At 70.3% G+C, this 20,694-nt stretch carries 16 protein-coding genes; 10 read left to right on the top strand and 6 right to left on the bottom strand.

What is annotated here, in order from left to right; all coding sequences use genetic code 11:
• Nucleotides 1-60: 60 nt before the first annotated feature.
• The 4 genes from CEK65_RS00710 to CEK65_RS00695 form a co-directional block, all read right to left on the bottom strand.
• Nucleotides 61-2,958, bottom strand: coding sequence for a TonB-dependent receptor (locus tag CEK65_RS00710; protein ID WP_152180445.1), 2,898 nt, complete (start codon nt 2,956-2,958; stop codon nt 61-63).
• A 266-nt stretch (nt 2,959-3,224) separates the two neighbouring features.
• Nucleotides 3,225-4,223 (bottom strand): FecR domain-containing protein, encoded by a 999-nt coding sequence (locus CEK65_RS00705; RefSeq protein ID WP_152180463.1) that lies wholly within the window; start codon nt 4,221-4,223, stop codon nt 3,225-3,227.
• Nucleotides 4,224-4,288: 65 nt separating this feature from the next.
• Nucleotides 4,289-4,813: an RNA polymerase sigma factor gene (locus CEK65_RS00700; RefSeq protein ID WP_193314653.1), complete on the bottom strand. Its 525-nt coding sequence runs from the start codon at nt 4,811-4,813 to the stop codon at nt 4,289-4,291.
• 258 nt (nt 4,814-5,071) lie between these two features.
• Complete coding sequence (locus CEK65_RS00695) at nt 5,072-6,796, bottom strand: IlvD/Edd family dehydratase (RefSeq protein ID WP_152180443.1); 1,725 nt, start codon at nt 6,794-6,796, stop codon at nt 5,072-5,074.
• A gap of 174 nt (nt 6,797-6,970) precedes the next feature.
• Here CEK65_RS00695 and CEK65_RS00690 point away from each other — a divergent pair, with 174 nt between their 5' ends.
• A complete protein-coding gene (locus CEK65_RS00690; RefSeq protein ID WP_152180442.1) occupies nt 6,971-7,768 on the top strand; it encodes an SDR family oxidoreductase in 798 nt (265 codons plus the stop codon).
• Nucleotides 7,769-7,928: 160 nt separating this feature from the next.
• Here the strand turns inward: CEK65_RS00690 and CEK65_RS00685 are convergent, their stop codons facing one another.
• Complete coding sequence (locus CEK65_RS00685) at nt 7,929-8,912, bottom strand: LysR family transcriptional regulator (RefSeq protein ID WP_152180441.1); 984 nt, start codon at nt 8,910-8,912, stop codon at nt 7,929-7,931.
• A gap of 152 nt (nt 8,913-9,064) precedes the next feature.
• On the opposite strand from CEK65_RS00685, the gene araD1 reads away from it, so the two are divergent.
• The 8 genes from araD1 (at nt 9,065) to CEK65_RS00645 (ending at nt 17,696) form a co-directional block, all read left to right on the top strand.
• The gene (gene araD1, locus CEK65_RS00680; RefSeq protein WP_152180440.1) at nt 9,065-10,072 is read left to right on the top strand and encodes an AraD1 family protein; all 1,008 of its coding nucleotides are present in this window, start codon (nt 9,065-9,067) and stop codon (nt 10,070-10,072) included.
• Nucleotides 10,073-10,090: 18 nt separating this feature from the next.
• The gene (locus tag CEK65_RS00675) at nt 10,091-11,530 is read left to right on the top strand and encodes an aldehyde dehydrogenase family protein (RefSeq protein WP_152180439.1); all 1,440 of its coding nucleotides are present in this window, start codon (nt 10,091-10,093) and stop codon (nt 11,528-11,530) included.
• Between the two features lie 98 nt (nt 11,531-11,628).
• A complete protein-coding gene (locus CEK65_RS00670) occupies nt 11,629-12,621 on the top strand; it encodes an ABC transporter substrate-binding protein (protein WP_152180438.1) in 993 nt (330 codons plus the stop codon).
• Nucleotides 12,622-12,631: 10 nt separating this feature from the next.
• Nucleotides 12,632-14,143 carry a sugar ABC transporter ATP-binding protein gene (locus tag CEK65_RS00665; protein ID WP_152180437.1) on the top strand — a complete coding sequence of 504 codons (1,512 nt, stop codon included), beginning with the start codon at nt 12,632-12,634 and terminating at the stop codon, nt 14,141-14,143.
• Nucleotides 14,140-15,195, top strand: coding sequence for an ABC transporter permease (locus CEK65_RS00660; protein ID WP_152180436.1), 1,056 nt, complete (start codon nt 14,140-14,142; stop codon nt 15,193-15,195). The genes CEK65_RS00665 and CEK65_RS00660 overlap by 4 nt, the downstream gene beginning before the upstream one ends.
• Entirely contained in the window at nt 15,192-16,217 is a 1,026-nt protein-coding gene (yjfF, locus tag CEK65_RS00655; protein WP_152180435.1) for a galactofuranose ABC transporter, permease protein YjfF, read from the top strand. Before CEK65_RS00660 ends, yjfF begins: the two co-directional genes overlap by 4 nt.
• Before the next feature lie 46 nt (nt 16,218-16,263).
• A complete protein-coding gene (locus tag CEK65_RS00650) occupies nt 16,264-16,884 on the top strand; it encodes a glutathione S-transferase family protein (RefSeq protein ID WP_152180434.1) in 621 nt (206 codons plus the stop codon).
• Nucleotides 16,885-16,976: 92 nt separating this feature from the next.
• Nucleotides 16,977-17,696 carry a DUF4261 domain-containing protein gene (locus CEK65_RS00645; protein ID WP_226980426.1) on the top strand — a complete coding sequence of 240 codons (720 nt, stop codon included), beginning with the start codon at nt 16,977-16,979 and terminating at the stop codon, nt 17,694-17,696.
• 66 nt (nt 17,697-17,762) lie between these two features.
• On the opposite strand, the gene CEK65_RS00640 is transcribed toward CEK65_RS00645, so the two are convergent.
• Entirely contained in the window at nt 17,763-19,028 is a 1,266-nt protein-coding gene (locus CEK65_RS00640) for a cation:proton antiporter (RefSeq protein ID WP_152180432.1), read from the bottom strand.
• 176 nt (nt 19,029-19,204) lie between these two features.
• On the opposite strand from CEK65_RS00640, the gene CEK65_RS00635 reads away from it, so the two are divergent.
• Nucleotides 19,205-20,335 carry a membrane dipeptidase gene (locus tag CEK65_RS00635; protein ID WP_226980425.1) on the top strand — a complete coding sequence of 377 codons (1,131 nt, stop codon included), beginning with the start codon at nt 19,205-19,207 and terminating at the stop codon, nt 20,333-20,335.
• The last annotated feature ends 359 nt before the right edge of the window (nt 20,336-20,694 follow it).

Genomic DNA, 20,694 nt, shown 5'->3' with positions numbered 1-20,694 from the left:
CCGCGGCGATGCAGGCCGCGGGGCGGGCTGGCTGCCGCGCGTGGGCGGCAGCGCGGCGGATCAGAAACGTGCGCGCAAGCCCACCGACCAGGTGCGGCCGTAGTCGGTGTAGCCGCCGAACAGGCGGTCGCCGACGTACTGGCGCTGCACAGCGCCGGTGAGATTGATCGCGTTGACGAACACCGACAGGGTGTCGTTGACCTTCCATGCCACGTTCGCGTCGAGGCTGCCGAACTTGTCGCTGTTGAGCGTGGCGACGTTGGCGGTGCCGACCGCGTTGACGATGTCGTCGCTCCAGCCATAGCTCACCCGCGCCATCAGCGGTCCTTTCTCGTAGAACAGCACCGCGTTGTAGGTGTTCTTGGCCACGCCTTCGAGGCTGTCGGTGAAGGTGCGGCTGCCGTCGCGATAGGTGGCCTCGCTGTCGGTCCAGGTGTAGTTGAGCTGCATGCCCAGCCCGTCCAGCGGCGCCGGCAGGCCGGCGAAGACCTGCTGGTAGGCCACTTCCACGCCCTTGACGCTGGCCTGGCTGCCGTTGGTCTTGGACGAGAGCAGGTAGGTCTGGCCCTGGTACTGCAGGTTCGACATCTGGGTCTGGATGAAGCGCGAGATGTCCTTGTAGAACACGCCGCCGGTCAGCGCCGAGGTGCCGTCGATGTACCACTCGAAGGTCAGGTCGTACTGCCAGGCCTCGAACGGACGCAGCGACGGATTGCCGCCGCTGGCGGTGAGGATCTCGCCGCTGGAATTGAAGGTGAGCTTGGACGACAGGTCGGTGAGGTCGGGACGGGTGATGACCTTGGCCGCGGAACTGCGCAGCACCATGTCCTCGCGCACGTCCCAGGCCGCGTTGAACGAGGGCAGGGCGTTGCTGTAGCTGCGTTCGAAGTGCACCGGTTGCGCGCTGCCGTTGACGTCGGCATGGCCGTCGGTGGTCTGCTCGGTGCGCACCAGGCGCACGCCGAGGTTGCCGCGCAGCGCGCGGCCGGCCAGGTCGCCGCCGAAGTCGGCCATCGCATAGGCCGAGCCGATCTTCTCCTTCACCTCGTAGGAGTTCTGCAGGTCGGCGCTGTTCGGCGTGTCGACCAGGTCCGCGGCGGTCGGCCAGGTACCGAAGAAGCGCGATTCGATCGGCGCCAGCCACTGCCGGGGCAGGTTGCCGTTGGCGTCGGTCAGCATGTCGTCCACCGGCAGCGCGGTGAAGTTGCCGGCCGGGAAGCGCACCCCGGCGATGCTGGTCAGCAGCAGGTCGGCGCGATCGTAGGTGCGCGAGCGCTGCCGGTACTTGGCGCCGAACTTGAGCTCGCGGAAGAAGCCGTCGCCGAGCGCGCGCTTGGCGTCGAGCTGCAGCGCGTCCTCCTTGTCGCGCGCATCGATCTCGCGCCACTCCAGGCGGCGCCCGGCCACGCTGGCCGGGTTGGTCGGGTCGAAGCCGTTGGTGAAGCGCCAGTCGGGCACGTCGTCGCCATCGGCCTGCGGCATGTCCACGCGCATCGTCAGGGTGGTGCCGCTGCGCAGGCGCGTGCGCCGGATCGGATCGGAGTCGTAGCTGTGCGCCTGCGAGTGGAACGCCACCGCGCCCAGCGTCCACGCATCGCCGCTCCAGGTGCTGGACAGGCGCGCGCTGCGGTTGTCGTCGGTGATGCCGGAGGTCTCGCGCGAGATCTGCACCTGGCCGTTGCGGTAGTCGAAGCCGGCGACGCCGCCATGCGCCACGCGCAGGTTGCTGAGCTTGGCCAGGCTGTCGAAGCCCACGCCCAGGCTGTATTCGTCGTAGTGCACGGTCTGCTTGGCGTAGAGCAGGTCCAGGTTGGTTTCCCAGGCCGCGCTCGGTTTCCACTGCAGCGAGGCGGCGATGCCGGTGCGTTCGCGCTGCTCCAGTTCCAGCGTCGGGCGCAGGCCGGTGGGCACGTAGTTGGCGCCGGGCACGCCCGGCACGCCGTCGCGGTAGTAGTCCCAGCTCACTTCGTTGACCCGGTCCTGGCGCAGGCTGCGCTGCGAGTAGGCACCGGACAGCAGCAGGCCGAAGGTGCCGTCGGCGTTGACCCAGTTGAACAGGCCGGACACGCGCGGGTCGTTGGCGTGGGTGCGCTGCGCCTGGCTCGACTCCAGCGACACGTTGGTGAGCGTTTTCCCCAGTTCCAGCGGGCGGAACGTGCGCACGTTGACGATGCCGCCGATCGCGCCTTCGTCCAGGTCGGCGGTGGGGCTCTTGATCACGTCCAGGCCGGCGACCAGTTCCGCCGGCAGGGTGTCGTAGCGGAACTGGCGGCCGGTCTGGCCGGAGGTGCGCACGTTCTCGTTGACCGCCATGGTCTGGCCGTTGAGCGTGGTCACCTGGAAGTTGGGCCCCAGGCCGCGCACGCGCACGTACACGCCTTCGCCGCGGTCGCGCACGATCGACACGCCGGGCACGCGCTGCAGCGCTTCGGCCACGTTCTGCGCCGGCAGCTTGCCGATGTCCTCGGCGGCGATCACGTCGACCACGCTGTCTGCGTAGCGCTTCTCGCGCAGCGCGGCGCTGAGGCTGCCGGCGTAGCTGCCGAGCACCTGGATGCTGTCCAGTTGCTTGACCGGCGCATCCGCCGACGCCACCGGTGCCGGCGTCGGTGCGGCCGCCATCGCCGCCGGTGCAGTGGCCGCTGTTTCCGCCGGCGCGCTCGCTGCCTCGATCGTCACCGTGGTCGGGGTGAGGAAACGGTAGCGCAGGCCGGTGCCGTCGAGCAGTTGCTGCAGCGCCTGTTCCGGCGCGGCGCCGGCGCGGCTGCCATGGGTCTGTGGGTTGCCGGTGCTGCCGGCGGCATACACGAACTGCAGGCCGGTCTGCCGCGACAGCGCATTGAGCGCGCGCGCCAGCGGCTGCGCGGGAATCGCCTCGACCGCGATGGGCGCGGTCTGCGCGCCGGCGACGCCGGCGTGCAGGGCGAGGGCGATGGAAAGGAACAGGGTGCGGCGCATCGTCGGGTCCTGTGAGAGCGGGGGTGGTGGTGCGCGCGGCATCGCCCATGGGCGTTTGCCTGCGCTGTCCCCGGACTACGAGGCGCGACGACGAAGATCGGGCACCGTTTTTCGATGAATTTTCTGTGACACGTGCGTGGGGGTGCTGGCTTCGCGTGCGCGCACGGATGCGTGCGTGCACGATGCATGTGACGCGCTGATGGCGCGCCGGCCGTCTGGTTTGAAGGATGCGTGCGCCGCGCAGTGCGCGCGACGCAGCTGCCGCGCTACTGCAGGCGCGCCTGTATCGGCGTGCGGCTGCGCACGTGGACGCCGTCGGCGCTGGTGCGCACCTGCAATGTCGGCTGCGCATCCAGGAAGGCGCGCAACGCGGCGACGTCGTCGCCACGCAGGTTGCCGGTCAGTCGCATCGCCCCGGCATCGGCGTCGTCGATCAGCAGGCGGGTGCGGTTGAGCCGGTTGAAATCCTCGGCGACATTGGCCAGCGGTTCGTCGCGGAACACGATGCGGTGTTGCCACCACGCGTGCATCGCCGCGACGTCCTCGTTGCCCAGTTCGACCCGGCCATCGGCGGTGTCGATGCGCGCGCTCTGGCCGGCGCCGAGATCGGCCAGCATGGGCTGTTGCGGACGGTCCTGGCGCCAAACGTGCACGCGTCCGGCCGAGACCTCGATGCGCGCCTGGTCGGGGTGCAGGGCGATGTCGAAGGTGGTGCCGATATCTTCCACGCGCAGGCCGCCGGCCTGCACCTGCAGCGGGCGCCGGTCGGCGGCGACCACGAAACTGGCCTGGCCCTGCAGCAACTGCAGCTTTCGGCTCCAGGGGGTCAGCGTGGCGCGTACCTGGGTCTGCGCATTGAGCCGCACCGTGCTGCCGTCGGCCAGTTGCACGCTGCGTTGTTCGCCGAGCGCGGTGCGGTAGGTCTGGCTGCGCGGCCAGGCCCAGCCGACCAGCACCGCCACCGCGCACACCGCGGCGGCCGCGGCCAGACGCCAGCGCGGCGCGGCGTGGGCGCGCGCCGCACGCGTTGGCGCTGCCGCTGTCGCGCGCCGCGGCACGGGCAGGGCGATGACGTTGCCGCTCGCCGCGCCATCGGCGGTGTCGTCGCTGGCGAGCAAGGCGTCCACGTCCAGGTCCATGCTGCGCAGCGCCTCGCCGAGTTCGCCGGCCACGCGCTGCATGGCCAGATACTCGCGCAGATGCTGCGGCGAGGCGGTCAGCCAGTCCAGCAACTGCTGTTCCTGTTTCGCGTCCAGCGGCTGCATGCGTTGCACCGCATGCCAGTGCGCGGCATCGGCGATGGCACTGCGCGAAGAGAATGTGCTGTCGTTCACCCGCGATCCCCGCGGTCGGCCAGGGCGCGGCGGCAGGCCGACAGCCCGCGCACCACATGTTTCTTGACCATGTGCGGCGACACGCCCATGCGCTCGGCGATCTGCTTGTAGCTCAGCCCGTCGCGGTACTGCATCACCAGCACCGCGCGGGTGCGCGCGGGCAGCTCGGCGAGCAGGGCCTGCAGGTGCTGCTGGCGCTGCCGCCGGTGTGCGCTGTCTTCCACGTCGTCTCCCGCCGCCAGCAATTGCGAGAACTGCTCCATCTCGTCGATGCGCAGCGGCGCCTGCCGGCGACGCGCGGCCTGTTCGCGCGCCAGGTTCTGCGCGACGGTGTACAGATAGGCTTCGGGATTGGCGATGGCTTCGCCCTGCTGCCGATGCGCGCGCAGCAACCGCAGATAGGTTTCCTGCACCATGTCCTCGGCGTCTTCGCGTGCGCCGCGGCGCACGAAGAAGCCGCGCAGCACCGGGCCGTGTTCCGCGAACATGCGCGCCCATGCGCGTTTGGGGTGAGCCGCCACCGAGCCTGCCTTGTCCCTGGGGTGCGGGGCAGGCTAGAAGCTGCAGATGACGGTTCGGTGACGTTTGGGGGCGGTCCGTGTGGAGCAAGGCGGTGTTCGCCACTTCCTGCGGGAGTCGCCTGTCATGCAGCCGCGACGCGCGACGTGATGTGCGTTCCGATGGCGCAATGCGTCGGGACTGAAGTCCCTCCCACAGTGCGCACGGCGGGCTCGCCGCCGCTCCTGCGAAGGCAAGGTGGATGCATCCCGCCGCGACCGCTAATGCGAATCGCGCGCCACCGCGTCGCCGCTGCCGCCCACCAGGAAATCCAGGTCGGCGCCCAGGTGCGCCTGCTGCACGTGCTCCACGTAGAGCTTGCTCCAGCCGCGCGGCGGCGCCGGCGGCGGGGTCCATTCGCTGCGTCGGCGCAGCAGTTCCTCGTCGTTGACTTCCAGGTGCAGCGCGCGGCCGGGGACGTCGAGTTCGATGATGTCGCCGTCGCGCACCAGCGCCAGGGTGCCGCCGGCGGCGGCCTCCGGCGAGGCGTGCAGCACCACGGTGCCGTAGGCGGTGCCGCTCATGCGCGCATCGGAGATGCGCACCATGTCGGTGATGCCGGCGCGCAGCAGCTTCGGCGGCAACGGCATGTTGCCGACCTCGGCCATGCCCGGGTAGCCGCGCGGGCCGCAGTGCTTGAGCACCATGATGCAGTCGGCGTCGATGTCCAACGCCTCGTCGTCGATGCGCGCCTTGAAGTCCTCGATGCTTTCGAACACCACCGCGCGCCCGCGGTGCCGCAGCAGGTGCGGCGAGGCGGCCGACGGCTTGATCACCGCGCCGTCCGGCGCCAGGTTGCCGCGCAGTACGGCGATGCCGGCCTCCGCGCGCACCGGCGCGTCCAGCGGGTGGATCACCTCGCGGTTCCAGCACGGCGCCTGCGCCACGTTCTCGCCCAGGGTGCGGCCGTTGACGGTGCGCGCGTCCAGCGCCAGTTCGCTGCCGAGTTCGCGCATCACCGCCGGCAGCCCGCCGGCATAGTAGAAGTCTTCCATCAGGTACTGGCCGGACGGTTTGAGATTGACCAGGCACGGCAGCCGCGAGCCGAGCCGGTCCCAGTCGTCCAACTGCAGCGGCACGCCCACGCGGCCGGCCAGGGCGAGCAGATGCAGCACCGCATTGGTGGAGCCGCCGATCGCCGCATTGACCTTGATCGCATTGGCGAAGGCGTCGGCAGTGAGGATCTGCGACATGCGCAGATCCTCTTCCACCATCTGCACGATGCGCCGCCCGCTGAGCCGCGCCAGCCGCGCGCGGCGCGCATCCACCGCCGGGATCGCGGCGTTCTCCGGCAGCGACATGCCCAGCGCCTCGACCATGCTGGCCATGGTCGACGCGGTGCCCATGGTCATGCAGCTGCCCTTGGAGCGCTGCATGCAGGCCTCGGCCTCGACGAAATCGTCCTGGCTCAGGGTGCCGGCGCGGACCATCTCCGACATCTCGATCACGCCGGTGCCCGAGCCCAGCGGTTGCCCGCGCCAGTTGCCCGACAGCGACGGCCCGCCGGACACGCCGATGGTCGGCAGGTCCACGCTGGCCGCGCCCATCAGCAAGGACGGGGTGGTCTTGTCGCAGCCCATCAGCAGCACCACGCCGTCCAGCGGATTGGCGCGGATCGATTCCTCCACGTCCATGCTGGCGAGGTTGCGGAACAGCATCGCGGTGGGGCGCATCTGCGTCTCGCCCAGCGACATCACCGGGAACTCCAGCGGGAACCCGCCGGCCTCGTACACGCCCTTTTTGACGTGTTCGGCCAGTTCGCGCAGGTGGCCGTTGCACGGGGTCAGTTCCGACCAAGTGTTGCAGATGCCGATCACCGGGCGGCCATCGAACATGTCGTGCGGATGGCCGGCGCTCTTGAGCCAGCTGCGGTAGTAGAAGCCCTGCTTGCCTTCGCGCCCGAACCACGCCTGGCTGCGGCGCGGCGGTTTGCTGGGTGAGCCCATGTCGGCGGATTCCTCGAGTCCAGGACGCCGGGATCCGCCTTGTGCGCAAGCCGCCCCCGGATGCTTTACGCCGGGGATGCTAGCGGGCATATTGATACGTGAAAAATAGCAAATATCTCCGAATGGATATTTGTTTTCATATATCGAAATCCTATCCACCTAGAGCGAAACGGCATGGACAACTCGGCAAGCGCAGCGCCTTCCCCCCTCGGCAACGCAACCTACGGCAGCCTGCGCGGGCGCCGCGTATTCATCACCGGCGGCGGCTCCGGCATCGGCGCCGCGTTGGTCGAGGCCTTCGCCGCGCAGGGCGCGCAGGTGGCCTTCGTCGATGTCGCGGCCGAGGCCAGCGCCGCGCTGGCCGAGCGGCTGGCCGCGGCCGGCCTGACCGCACCATGGTGGCGTCGCTGCGACGTGACCGACGTGGCCGCGCTGCAGGCGGCGATCGGCGAGGCGGCGGCCGAACTGGGCGATTTCCACGTGCTGCTCAACAACGTCGGCAGCGACGATCGCCACGCGCTGGACGCGGTGACCCCGGAGTACTGGGAGCGCTGCGTGTCGATCAACCAGCGTGCGGCGTTCTTCGCGATCCAGGCGGTGGTGCCGGGCATGCAGCGGCTGGGCGGCGGTTCCATCGTCAACCTCGGCTCCACCGGCTGGCAGAGCAAGACCGGCGGCTACCCGGTGTACGCCACCGCCAAGTCCTCGGTGAACGGCCTGACCCGGGGCCTGGCGCGCGACCTGGGTGCGTCGCGGATCCGCATCAACGTGCTGACCCCGGGCTGGGTGATGACCGAGCGCCAGGTCACCCTGTGGCTGGACGAGGCCGGCGAGCGCGAACTGGCGCGCAACCAGTGCCTGCCGGACAAGGTGATGCCGGAGGACATCGCGCGCATGGCGCTGTTCCTGGCCTCGGACGAGGCGCGCGCGATCACCGCGCAGGAGTTCGTGGTGGATGGCGGCTGGACCTGAGCGCGGTCGCGCGGCCGGGCGTCGCGGGGGCACCGGTTCGGGCAGGGCAACAGCGGAGGCGGTATCCGGCTTCGCTCGTCGGGGCTGAAGCCCCTCCCACAAACAGCCGGGCGCTGCTGCTGGGCGGCGCGTTGTGGGAGGGACTTCAGTCCCGACGCGATCAGCCGTCCGCAGGCAGCGACGGCGGGGTCGCCGTCACGGCGACACCGTACACCGTGGCCGCCGCCTCCTGCAGCGCCTGCAGCACGATCCGCGCGCCCGGCGACAGCAGCCAGTCGCGGCGGGTGATCAGGCCGAAGGCGTCCATGCGGCAGGACAGCGCCACCGGCACGATCGCGACGCTGCCGTGGTCGGCGAAATGCCGGGCCACGTCCTCCGGCACCACCGCCAGCGCGTCGCCATGGCGCAGCAACTGCGGCAGCACCACCAGCGCCGAGGTCTCGATCACCCGCTTGGGCGCCTCCAGCCCGGCGTTCTGGAACATCAGTTCGAAGCGGTGGCGCAACACGCTGCCGTCCGGCGGCACGATCCACGGTGCCTCGGCCAGCACCGCCAGCGTCGGCGCCGGCGCCGCCAGCAGCGGATGGCCGGGGCGGGCGATGGCGCAGACCTTTTCCTCGGCCAGTGCCTGGTAGTGCAGGTGGCGCTTGTCGTGCCGCGCGAACAGACGCGCCACCACGATGTCCAGCTTGTTCTGCGCCAGTTGCTCCAGCAGCACGTCGCTGCCGTCCACGCGCAGGCTCACCCGCAGCAGCGGATGCTGCGCGCCGACCTGGGCCAGCGCCGACGGCAGCAGGCTCATCGCCGGCCCGGCGATCGCGCCGACGCCGACGCTGCCGGCATAGCCGGCCTTCAGCGCCTCGATCTCGGCGCCGGCCTCGCCGAGGCTGGCCAGTGCGATGCGCGCGTGGCGGATCATCGCCTCGCCGTACCAGGTCGCGCGCATGCCGCGCGGCAGGCGCTCGAACAGCGGCACCGCCAGCATGTCCTCCAGGTCCTTGAGCAGCTTGGAGGCGGCCGGCTGCGACATGTTCAAGGTCTCGGCGGCGCGGTGGATGTTGCCCTCCTCCTCGATCGCCAGCAGCAGCATCAATTGCCGGGTCTTCAGGCGGGCGCGGACGAACCAGGGCGGGGCGGCAGGCATGGCGCTCACAGCGATACGAATGTTCGTATACGTTAAGCCAAAACCGATATTTGTTGCATATAGGTCGTCCGGCCAGAATAGGTCGGGCGCATCGCGCCGCGCGTGTCCCGCGCCGCCCGCTGCGCGTCCGCATTCCGACAGGCGACCGATGCATGCGATTGATCCAGTTGCTCGATGACGCCGGCACGCCCGGCGTCGGTGTGGTGGAAGACGACGGCCGCCAGGTGCGGCTGCTGCGCGAGGTGGCGTCCACCTATGCGCTGGCCAACGCGGCGCTGGCCGCCGGCGCCAGCCTGGAGGCGCAGGCGCAGCAGCTGCGCGGCGAGCGCGTGCTCGACTACGCCGCGCTGCTGGCCGCTGGCCGGGTGCTGTCGCCGCTGACCCATCCGGACCCGGCGCATTGCCGCGTCACCGGCACCGGCCTGACCCACCTGGGCAGCGCCGCCACCCGCGATGCCATGCACCAGAACCTGCAGCAGCAGGCGGCGCAGGGCACGCTCACCGATTCGATGAAGATCTTCCAGCTCGGCGTGGACGGCGGCATCCCGCGCGACGGCCAGCCCGGCGCGCAGCCGGAATGGTTCTATAAGGGCGACGGCAGCAGCCTGGTCGCGCCGGGCGCGCCGCTGCCGTCGCCGGACTTCGCCCTGGATGGCGGCGAGGAGCCGGAACTGGTCGGGCTGTACGTTATCGGCGCCGACGGTGTGCCGTACCGGCTTGGCTTCGCGCTGGGCAACGAGTTCTCCGACCACGTCACCGAGCGCCAGAACTACCTGTACCTGGCCCATTCCAAGCTGCGTGCCTGCGCGGTCGGCCCGGAGCTGCGCTGCGGCGCGTTGCCGCGGGACCTGCGCGGCCACAGCCGCATCCGCCGCGGCGATGCGGTGATCTGGGAGAAGCCCTTCGTCACCGGCGAGGCCAACATGTGCCATTCGCTGGCCAATCTCGAATACCACCATTTCAAGTACGCCGCGCACCGCGTGCCCGGCGACGTGCACCTGCATTTCTTCGGCACCGCCACGCTGAGCTTCGCAGATGGCGTGCAGGCGCAGCCCGGCGACCGCTTCGAGATCGAACTGGCCGAGTTCGGCGCGGCGCTGGTCAATCCCTTGCAGCGCGTCGACAGCGGATTCGCCCTGGGCGGCGTGCGCGCGCTGTAGAACCGCACGGAGGTAGGCATGACCCGACGTTTCCAGAGCTACATCGACGGCCGCTGGGTGGCCGGCGACGACCTCGCCCCCGACGAGAATCCGTCCGACCTGTCGGCACCGGTCGGCGAAGCCGGCAGCCTCGACGCGGCCACGGTGCGCGAGGCGATCGCCGCGGCCAACGCGGCGCAGTCGGCGTGGGCCGCGAGCACCCCGCAGCAGCGCGCCGACGCGCTGGACGCGGTCGGCAGCGAGATCCTGGCGCGCAAGCAGGAACTGGGCGCGCTGCTGGCCTCGGAAGAGGGCAAGACCTTGCCGGAGAGCATCGGCGAGGCGGCGCGCGCCGGGCAGATCTTCAAGTTCTTCGCCGGCGAGGCGCTGCGCATTCCCGGCGAGACGCTGGCCTCCACCCGGCCCGGGGTCAACATCGAGATCACCCGCGAGCCGGTCGGCACGGTCGGCATCATCGCGCCGTGGAATTTTCCGCTGGCGATCCCGGCGTGGAAGATCGCGCCGGCGCTGGCCTACGGCAACACCGTGGTGTTCAAGCCGGCGGAGATCGTGCCCGGCTGTGCCTGGGCGCTGGCCGAGATCCTCAGCCGCGCCGGCCTGCCCAACGGCGCGTTCAACCTGGTGCTCGGCAGCGGCAGCACGGTCGGCCAGGCGCTGGTCGGCGAGCGCGGCATCGATGCGCTGAGCTTCACCGGCTCGGTGCCGACCGGCAACCGTCTGCTCAAGCAGGCCGCCGAGCGCGGGCTGAAGATCCAGTTGGAGATGGGCGGCAAGAATCCGCTGGTGGTGCTGGCCGATGCCGACCTGGACCTGGCGGTGGAGATCGCGGTCAACGGCGCCTACTTCTCCACTGGACAGCGCTGCACCGCCTCGAGCCGGCTGATCGTCGAACGCGCGGTGCACGACGACTTCGTCGCGCGCGTGCGCACACGCCTGGCCGCGCTGAAGATCGGCCATGCGCTGGAGCCGGGCGTGGACATCGGCCCGGTCGCCAGCGCCAGCCAGTTCGAACAGGACCGCGACTACCTGCGCATCGCCCGCGAGGAAGGCGCCGAGCTGCTCTACGGCGGCGAGGCGCTGGAGTGCGCGCACCGCGGCTACTACCTGCGCCCGGCGCTGGTGGCCGCGCAGCCGCAGCACCGCATCGCCCGCGAGGAGGTGTTCGGCCCGGTCGCCGCGGTGCTGGTGGCCGACGACTACGAGCACGCGCTGGCCCTGGCCAACGACACCGAGTTCGGCCTGTGCGCCGGCATCGCCACCCGCTCGCTGAAGCACGCCACGCATTTCAAGCGGTACGCGCAGGCGGGCATGGTGATGGTCAACCTGCCCACCGCAGGCGTCGACCCGCATGTCCCGTTCGGCGGACGCAAGGCCTCCAGCTACGGCCCGCGCGAGCAGGGCCGGTATGCGGTGGAGTTCTACACCACGGTCAAGACGGCTTACACATCCGCACCATGAACTGATCGAATCAGTGCACGCCGGCCTGGGAGGGTGGGCGGCGCGTCGCGGCCCCCGGGCCGCGTCCGCCGCCAGCGTGCCATCAACGAGGAGGGGCTATGCACAAGCACACGTCGGGAATGCGGGCGCTGGGAATCGCGGCACTGCTGGGGATGGCGCTGGCCGCCTGTTCCGGCGGCGGCAAGGACGCCGGCAAGGCGCACGGGCAACTCACCGTCGGTTTCAGCCAGGTCGGCGCCGAGAGCGAATGGCGCACCGCCAACACCGCCTCGATCAAGCAGGCCGTCGCCGATGCCGGCATGAAGTTGAAGTTCTCCGATGCGCAGCAGAAGCAGGAGAACCAGATCAAGGCGCTGCGCTCGTTCATTGCCCAGCGCGTGGACGTGATCGCGTTTTCGCCGGTGGTGGAGTCGGGCTGGGAGACGGTGCTGCGCGAGGCCAAAGCCGCGAAGATCCCGGTGGTGCTGACCGACCGCGCGGTGAAGGTATCCGACGACAGCCTGTACGTGACCCTGATCGGCTCGGATTTCGTCGAGGAAGGGCGCAAGGCGGCGCGCTGGCTGGTCGAGCGCTCGCCGCTGAAGGACGGCGACAAACCGGTGCGCATCGTCGAACTGCAGGGCACCGTCGGCTCGGCGCCGGCGATCGATCGCACGAAGGGCTTCAAGGAGATCCTGGCGGCGCATCCGCGCTTCCAGATCGTGCGCTCGCAAAGCGGCGATTTCACCCGCGCCAAGGGCAAGGAAGTGATGGAGGCGTTCCTGAAGTCGGAGGGACGCAACATCGACGTGCTCTACGCGCATAACGACGACATGGCGATCGGCGCGATCCAGGCGATCGAGGAAGCCGGCCTGAAGCCGGGCAAGGACATCCTGGTGATCTCGGTGGACGGGGTGAAGGGCGCGTTCGAGGCGATGCAGGCCGGCAAGCTCAACGTCACCGTCGAATGCAATCCGCTGCTGGGGCCGCAACTGGTGCAGGCCATCCGCGACCTCAAGGCCGGCAAGCCGCTGCCCAAGCGCATCGTGGTGGAGGAGTCGCTGTACACCCAGGACCAGGCCGCGGCCGAACTGCCCAAGCGCAAGTACTGAGGCCGCGCGCATGCATCCGCTGGTGCTGGAGGCGCAGGGACTGAGCAAGGCCTACGCTGGCGTGGCCGCGCTGGAGGACGTGGCGCTGCGCCTGCGCGGCGGCGAGATCCACGCGTTGATGGGCCAGAACGGCGCCGGCAAGTCGACCCTGATCAAGCTGCTCACCGGCGTGACCGCCGCCGACGCCGGGCGCATCGCGCTGGACGGCGCGGTGGTGGCGCCGGCGTCGCCGCAGCAGGCGCAACGGCTCGGCATCAGCACCGTGTACCAGGAAGTGAACCTGTGCCCGAACCTGTCGGTGGCCGAGAACCTGTTCGCCGGCCGCTACCCGCTGCGCGGCTGGCTGCGGCGCATCGACTGGCGCCGGGTCGAGCGCGAGGCCGAGGCCGGCCTGCAGCGTTTGGGCATCGCCATCGACGTGCGGCGCGCGCTGGGCAGCTATCCGGTGGCGGTGCAGCAGATGGTGGCCATCGCCCGCGCGGTCGGCGTGTCGGCGCGGGTGCTGATCCTCGACGAACCCACGTCCAGCCTCGACGAAGGCGAGGTGGCCGAACTGTTCCGGGTGATGCGCGCGCTGCGCGATGGCGGCATGGCGATCCTGTTCGTCACCCACTTCCTGGACCAGGTGTACGCGGTGGCCGACCGCATCAGCGTGCTGCGCAACGGCCGCCTGGTGGGCGAATACACGCCAGATGCGCTGCCCGCGCCGCAGCTGGTCGCGGCGATGGTCGGGCGCGCGCTCGACCCGGCCAGCGCCGCGGCCGCCGCGGTGCGCGCGGCCGCGCCCGAGGACACGGCGCCGCTGCTGCAGGCGCAGGGCCTGGGCCGGCGCGGCCAGTTGCAGCCGGTCGACCTGCAACTGCGTCAAGGCCAGGTGCTGGGCCTGGCTGGCCTGCTCGGCGCCGGCCGCACCGAACTGGCGCGGCTGCTGTTCGGACTGGACCGTGCCGATCGCGGCCGCGTGGCGATCGACGGCCGCGACGTGGCGCTGCGCGGCCCGCCCGACGCGATCGCCCACGGCCTGGCGCTGTGCCCGGAAGAACGCAAGACCGAGGGCATCGTCGCCGAACTGTCGGTGCGCGAGAACATCGTGCTGGCGCTGCAGGCGCGCATGGGCCTGCGCCGGTTCCTGGCGCCGGCCGAGCAACTGCGCATCGCGCAGGGCTACGTGGACGTGCTGGGCATCAAGACCGCCAGCCTGGAGACGCCGGTGGGGCTGCTGTCCGGCGGCAACCAGCAGAAGGTGGTGCTGGCGCGCTGGCTGGCGACGCGGCCGCGGCTGCTGATCCTGGACGAACCCACCCGCGGCATCGACATCGCCGCCAAGCAGGAGATCATGACCCGGATCCTGGCCCTGGCCCGCGAGGGCATGGCGGTGCTGTTCATCTCCGCCGAGGTCGCCGAGATCGCGCGTATCGCCGACCGCATCGCGGTGCTGCGCGAACGCCGCCTGGTCGGCGAACTGCCCGGCGGCTGCGGCGAGCGCGCGATCTTCGAGCTGATCGCCGGGAGCGCGGCATGAGCGCCACCGCCACGCCCGACACCACCGCATCGCACTGGTCGGCGCGGCTGCGCGCGCATCCGTTGTTCTGGCCTCTGGCGACGCTGGCGGTGCTGCTGCTCGGCAACGGCCTGTTCGACCCGGGCTTCCTGAGCCTGCAATGGCGCGACGGCCACCTGTACGGCAGCCTGGTGGACATCGGCAACCGTGCCGCACCGCTGGCGCTGGTGGCGATGGGCATGACCCTGGTGATCGCGGTGCGCGGCCTGGACATCTCGGTCGGCGCGGTGGTGGCGATCGCCGCGACGGTGGCGGCATGGATGATCGGCGGCGGCGAGCACAGCCGCTTCCCGCTGTGGGCGGTGCTGCTGGCACCGCTGCTGGTGGCGGCGCTGTGCGGGCTGTGGAACGGGCTGCTGGTGGTCAAGGTCGGCATGCAGCCGATCATCGCCACGCTGATCCTGATGGTGGCCGGGCGCGGCATCGCGCAGCTGATCGGCGACGGGCAGATCCTCACCATCTACTATCCACCTTATTTCTATCTCGGCAACGGCTTCCTGCTCGGCCTGCCGTTCGCCTTGTTCGTGGTCGCGGCGGTGTTCGCGGCCTTGCAACTGCTGCTGGGGCGCACCGCGCTGGGCCTGTTCGTGCGCGCCATCGGCCACAACCCGCGCGCGGCGCGGGTGGCGGGCGTGCGCGCGCGGCTGATCGCGGTGCTGCTGTACGTGTTCTGCGCGTTCAGCGCCGGCCTGGCCGGGGTGCTGATCAGCTCCAACGTCAAGAGCGCCGACGCCAACAACGCCGGGCAATTGATGGAACTGGACGCGATCCTCGCGGTCACGCTCGGCGGCACGCTGCTCGATGGTGGCCGCTTCAGCCTGGCCGGCAGCGTGATCGGCGCGCTGATCATCCAGACCCTGACCGCGACCATCTACGCCTTCGGCGTGCCGGCGCAGGTCACCATGCTGATCAAGGCGCTGCTGGTGTTCGCGGTGATGCTGCTGCAATCGCCGACCTTCCGCGCCCACCTGCGCGGCTGGATCCGGCGGCCGCCGCCGCAGGTGCGGCCATGAGCGCGGCGGCTCCACGCCCGGTTGGGTCCGGCCTGCGCAAGGCGGCGGGCGTGCTGCAGGGCGCGCGCCTGCCGCTGGCGATCACCGTGGCGCTGTTCGTGGCCATGCTCGCGGCCGGCGGCGTGCTCTACGACGGCTTCCTGGCGCCGCAGGTGCTGGCCAATCTGCTGATCGACAACGCCTTCCTGTGCATTGCCGCGGTGGGCATGAGCCTGGTGATCCTCAGTGGCGGCATCGACCTGTCGGTGGGCGCGGTGCTGGCGTTCACCACCGTGCTGTCGGCATCGCTGGTCGAGCGCCATGGTTGGTCGCCGCTGGCGGCGATCCCGCTGGTGCTGCTGCTCGGCAGCGTGTTCGGCGCCGGCATGGGCCTGCTGATCCAGCGCTACCGTCTGCAGCCGTTCGTGGTCACCCTGGCCGGCATGTTCCTGGCGCGCGGCGCCAGCACCCTGATCAGCGTCGATTCGATCCCGATCACCGACCCGCTGTATACCGCGATCGCGCAGGCGCGGTTGCCGCTGGGCGGCGACGCGTCGCTGTCGATCGGTGCGTTGATCGCGCTGGCGATGGTGGCGCTGGGCATGTGGCTGACCCAGTGCACCCGCTTCGGCCGCTGCGTGTACGCGCTCGGCGGCAGCGAGGCCTCGGCGCGGCTGATGGGCCTGCCGGTGGAGGCGACCCAGGTGCGCGTCTACGCCTTCAGCGGCTTCTGCTCGGCCCTGGCCGGGGTGGTGTGCACGTTCTACATGCTGTCCGGTTACAGCCTGCATGCGCAGGGCCTGGAACTGGACGCCATCGCCGCGGTGGTGATCGGCGGCACGCTGCTGGCCGGCGGCAGCGGCTATGTGATCGGCACCCTGTTCGGCGTGCTGATCCTGGGCGCGATCCAGACCCTGATCGTGTTCGACGGCACGCTCAGTTCGTGGTGGACGCGCATCGTGATCGGCGGCCTGTTGCTGCTGTTCTGCCTGTTGCAGCGACTGCTGACCCGGCGCCTGCCGCAGGGTGCGGCGAGCGAGTGAGCGGCACGGCGGCGTAGAATCCGGCAACCGCAACCGGAGCGCCGACATGCTGACCATCTGGGGCCGCCACAATTCGAGCAACGTGCGCAAGGTGCTGTGGTGCGCGGAGGAGATCGGCCTGGCCTACACCTCCATCGAGGTCGGCGGCGCGTTCGGCGGCAACGATCAGCCGGCCTATCGCGCGCTCAATCCCAATGGCCTGGTGCCGGCGATCGAGGACGATGGCCTGGCGCTGTGGGAATCCAATGCCATCGTCCGCTACCTGGCCGCGCGCTACGCCCCGGGCACGCTGTACCCGCAGGACCCGGTGCTGCGCGCGCACGGCGACAAGTGGATGGACTGGACCACCTCGCGCTTCGCCGGCGCCTTCCGCGATCTGTTCTGGGGCGTGTTGCGCACCGCGCCGGAACAGCGCGATGCAGCCAGGATCGCCGCCGCGCTGGCGCAATCGGCCGAGCTGTTGCACACCGCCGACGCCGCACTGTCACAACAGCCCTGGCTGTCGGGCGAGCACTTCGCCATGGGCGACATCCCGCTGGGCAGCTTCGCCTATGCCTGGTTCGAGATGCCGATCGAACGCCCGGTACTGCCGCACCTGCACGCCTGGTACCAACGTCTGCAGCAGCGCCCGGCCTATCGCAAGGGCGTGATGACGGCGCTGACCTGAGTGCGGCGTTTCCGGCGGGGGACGGTGCCGTCGCGGCGGTGGCCATGCCCGTCAACCGCTCGCTCCCACCTGACGGCAAGGAGCCGCTACCCGTGATCGAACCTCCCAAGATCGTGCTCTGCATTCCCGGCCCATGGCCGGATCGCGCGGACCTGCTCGCGCGCATCGTCCAGGATAGCGGCGGCTACCTGTTCGCCGGGCACGTGCTGATGCACATGGACAGCGGCCAGGCCTGCGAACTGCAGTACGAACCGCACGATGCGCGCATGGCCGACGCGTTCGCCGCCGCCGGCCCGCACTGGCGCGGCTCGGCCGACATGGCGCGTATCGGGACGCATGCGTCCGTCGTCTACCTGATCGGTGCCGGCGGCTCGCGGGTGCGTGCGGAGACGATGATGCGCGCGGCTGCGGCGTTGCTGGACGCCGGCGGCCTGGGGGTGAAGGTGGAAAGCAGCGGCGTCGCCCACAGCCCCGCCGACTGGCGGCAACTGTGCGCGGACCTGTCGCTAGGCAGCGCCCACCGCGCCTATGTGTTGAACATCACCGGCGAGCAGGTCCACTCCTGCGGCATGCACCAGTTCGGCATGAAGGACGCGATCGTCGCGGCGCAGGCGGCGTCCGACCCGGTCGCCCTGCTGCACACCTTCACTTGCTACCTGTTCAATGAAGCGCCCGACGTGCGCGCCGGCCACACCTTCTCGGTCGCGGCGGACGCGCCGCGCTACCGGATCCAGGCCGAAGCCAGCAGCCAGTTCCAGCCCGGCGACCTGTTCGCCAATCCCTATGGACTGTGGCGGCTGACGCCGCTCTGACCGCGGATTTCTCCGCGCATCCGGGTACGCGGATCGGGGCTGCCGTCGTCGAACGTCTGCGTGGCGTCAGCGGCGTCCGCCCGCCATTGCCGGCAGCGCGTCGCCGCCCGCGCGGCGCATCACCCAGTTGAACAGCGGGGTGGCCATCAGCGTGGAGGTGATGGCCATCAGCACCAGGATCGAGAACAGGCCCTGTTCGATCACCCCGGCCTGCAGGCCGATGTTGATGATGATCAGTTCCATCAGGCCGCGCGCGTTCATCAGTGCGCCGATCGCCATCGCATTGCGGTTGGTCTCGCCGCTGATCCGTGCCGCCGCCCAGCAGGCGATGCCCTTGCCCAGGAACGAAGCCAGCAGCACCGCGCCGGCGGCCAGCAGGATCTGCGGGTCCAGCAGCACGCTCAGCTCGGTCTTGAGCCCGGAGAAGGTGAAGAACATCGGCAGCAGGAACACCACCACGAACGGCTGCAATTGCTCGCGCAGTTTTTCGGTCAGAGCGCCCTTGGGCAGGCAGGCGCCGAGCAGGAAACCGCCGAACACCGCGTGGATGCCGATCGCGTCCATCGCCCAGGCGCTGACGCAGAACAGCATCAGCACCACCACCAGCACCCCGGCGCTCAGCGGTTGCTCGGGGCGCACGTGGTCGGCCAGGCGGCGCAGCCAGTGGCGGCCGACCAGCAGCATGAACAGCGCGTAGCCCATGCCGCCGCCGATCGCCAGATAGGCGCTGCCCCAGCTGCCGCCGAAGCTGGCCAGCACCAGCGCGAGGATGCACCAGGCCGCGGCGTCGTCGACCGCGCCGGCGGTCAACGCCAGCGTGCCCAGCGGGCTGCCGGTGAGGCCGCGCTCGTGGATGATCCGCGCCAGCATCGGGAACGCGGTGATGGCGATGGCCGCGCCCAGGAACAGCGACGCCTCCAGCAGCTTGGCCTTGGCCGAAAACAGCCCGGTCACGTGCAGCAGCCATGGCGCCAGCACGAAGGCGAGCACGAACGGCACGGCGATGCCGGCCAGCGACACGCCCATCGCGCTGCGGTAGCGCGTGCGGAAGTGCTCGCCGCGGAAATCGGTGCCGACCAGGAACATGTACAGGCCCACGCCGAACTGCGCGGCCACGTACAGCATGTCCAGGGTCGGCTTGGGAAACAGCGCCTGCTGCAGGTCCGGCAGCAGCGCGCCGAACAGCGACGGCCCCAGCGCCACGCCGGCGATCATCTCGCCGACCACCTGCGGCTGGCCCAGGCGCCTGGCCAGCAGGCCGACCAGCCGGCATACCAGCAGGATCACCGCCGCCTGCAGGAAGAAATACACCGACATCTGCGGGGTGGTCATGGGCGGCCGTCCTGGAAGTGTCGGCGGATGATAGGAGGCCGTGGCGATGAAATCCATGCGGCCGCGCCGCACATGGTGGGGCGGGGCGCGTTTGCGGTATCGTGCCTGGCGCGCGCATGGCGCAGGCCGTACACGCATGCGGACCGACACCGCAGGACGCACCGGGGAGCGAAGCGATGAGCAAGGGATGGACGCGGCGGCAATGCCTGGGCGCCGCTGTCGCGGGCGCAGTGGCCGGCGTGCTGCCCGGGGTCGCCATCGCGGGCGCCGCCGCTGCCCGTGCGCACGATGCCGACGCGCTGTACCGGCGTGCGTTGGTGCTCGACGCCAACGCCCTGGCCTCGATCGGGCAGGTATTCGATGGCCCGGATGCACCGCAGCTGTTGCAGCAATTGCGCGACTCCGGCGTGTCGGCGCTGAAGACCACGCTGGGCGGTGCGGCCGGCGACTTCGAGACCGCCGTGCAGGACATCGCCGCCGCGCAGGCGCTGGTCGAGCGCTATCCCCAGCATTTCCTCAAGGTGCTGCAGCCGGCCGACCTGCGCCGCGCCAAGCGCGAGGGGCGCGTCGCGCTGATCTTCTCCTTCGAATCGGCAGCGATGCTGGAGGACAAGCCCGCGCGCATCGACCTGTTCCGCCAGCTCGGGGTGCGGGTCATGCAACTGACCTACAACCGCACCACGCCGTTCGGCGTGGGCTGCCTGGACGGCGACACGGGCGGCGTCACCGCGCTCGGCCGCGACGCCATCGCGCGCATGAACCGTCTCGGCGTGGCATTGGATCTCAGCCATTGCAACCTGCAGACCACCCGCGACGGCATCGCCCTGTCGGAGCGCCCGCCGGTCATCACCCATGCCGGCTGCGCCGCGGTGTTCGTGCATCCGCGCAACAAGCAGGACGCCGAACTGCGCGCGCTGGCCGACAAGGGCGGAGTGATGGGCGTGTACATGCTGCCGTTCCTGACCGAGGACAGCCGCCAGCCGCAGCTGGCCGACTACATGCGTCATCTGCAGCACGCCCTGGACGTGTGTGGCGAGGACCATGTCGGCATCGGCACCGACTCGCTGTTCTTCCCGATCACCGAGCAGGACCGGCGCGCCTTCGAGGAAGACCTGGTGCAGCGCCGTCGCGACGGCATCGGCGCCCCGGGCGAGAACCGTCTGCCCTATCTGCCCGACGCCAACACCCCGCGCAAGCTCGAACGCGTCGCCGACGCGCTGCTGCGCCACGGCTACAGTGCCCGGGTCGCCGAGAAGGTGCTGGGAGCGAATTTCGAACGGGTGTTCGGCGAGATCTGGAGTGTGTGACGCTGTGCTGTGCGCAAAGGACCTGCGTGACGCCCCGGTAGGTGGTGCGTTGCACGCGGCGTCGTTCACCGTTCCAGCGGCACCGCGCCGCCCGCATTGACCCGGCCCTCGCACAGGTTCAGACTTGCGGCCACATTTCCACCCGAACGTCCACGCCGCCATGGCCCACGCACCGCTGCTGATATTGCCCAACGCCCTGCGCGTCAGCGCAGGCCGGGTGCGCCTGCCTGAAGGAGTGGTCGATGCCGTGCGCTAACGCCGGCCATCGCCGATCCGCCGCAGACAAGCACCCGATGGGTGCTTTTTTATTGCCTGTTTTTCGCTGTTCCACCGTTCCGACACGCCAAGGAGAACGTGCC

Source organism: Xanthomonas sp. LMG 12459 (genome assembly GCF_009192905.1).
GTDB classification, from domain to species: Bacteria; Pseudomonadota; Gammaproteobacteria; order Xanthomonadales; family Xanthomonadaceae; genus Xanthomonas_A; species Xanthomonas_A sontii.
The sequence above is the reverse complement of the archived record's forward strand: the minus strand, read 5'-3'. Positions and strand labels throughout refer to the sequence as shown.